Annotated in this window: 1 protein-coding gene; it reads right to left on the bottom strand. The window is 67.4% G+C overall.

All coding sequences use genetic code 11. The annotated features are described in order from the left end of the window. Nucleotides 1-613 (bottom strand): SRPBCC family protein (locus U9980_RS24445; RefSeq protein WP_322770083.1); only part of this gene is annotated, 613 nt, incomplete at both ends.

Here is a 613-nt window from a genome sequence, read left to right as displayed (position 1 = left end):
AGCGGGTCGCCGGTCTCCAGTAGTGTCTTCAGGCTGGCGATGACGTTGGGCCAGCCGACGCTGACCATCTCCGCGATGGTGCTGCCGGGAGCGAACCCGTCGTGCACCACGGTCAGCTTGACCACGCTGTCGCCGGCCGGCTCGATGTCGAAGGTGACGGTGGACCGGGGCTCGGCCGCGATGGTGGCGAGGAACCCGGCGTCCCAGCCGAACCGTTCGGCCAGCTCCGGGGTGAAGCTGTGCCAGGTGTAGGCCAGGTGGCGGAACGGGTCGGACTCGACCACTACTTGCTCCGGGTCGGTCAGCACGACGCCGTGGTTGTCCCAGGTCATCGGGGAGCCGGTGGTCCATTCGGTGGTGAAGGTCGTGTCCCAGTAGCGCTTGGTGAAGGCGGGCTCGGTTAGTGCCTGCCACAGTCGCTCGGGCGTGGTGCTGATGTAGGTGACGTACACGAAGCGGGGCTTGTCCATCGGGGTTTCCTCCAGGGCGGTTTTGAGGTCCGCGAGCACGCGGACCCGGTGACGGTCGTACTGGCTGATCCACCGGTCGGCGATCGCGTTGACCGGCGCGGCGTTGAGGTAGTGCAGCTTCTCTCGGCCGTGGCGCACGGTGA

This window comes from Protofrankia sp. Cr1, from assembly GCF_963555865.1.
Lineage (GTDB): Bacteria > Actinomycetota > Actinomycetes > Frankiales > Frankiaceae > Protofrankia.
This window is presented reverse-complemented; position numbering and strand designations above follow the sequence as displayed.